The following is a 305-nucleotide window of genomic DNA, read 5'->3' on the forward strand; positions in this document are numbered from 1 at the left end:
CGTCAAGGGGGCGGCGTGCATGCTTTGCCCCGTTGTGCTCCTTTGCCGCCCCCTTGACGCGTGTGGTAGCCCTTGTGGAGGTCGGCGGGATGGCACGGAGTCCGGCTCCGGCTGGTACGGGAGCGGACCGCACGAACCCCGTCATCCTGCTGATCTGCCCGTCCGACGAGGACGCTTTTGGGTTTTTGTTTTTGTTTTTGTTTGTTGGCGTGTGGTGGGCCTGACCGGGGGGGGGGTGGGTTTTGGGGGGGTGGGGGGCGCCCCCCCCCCCCACCCCCCCCGGGCCGCGCGGGGGGGGGGCCCCC

Origin of the sequence: Actinosynnema sp. NPDC059335, assembly GCF_042752395.1 — a bacterium.
GTDB lineage: Bacteria > Actinomycetota > Actinomycetes > Mycobacteriales > Pseudonocardiaceae > Actinosynnema.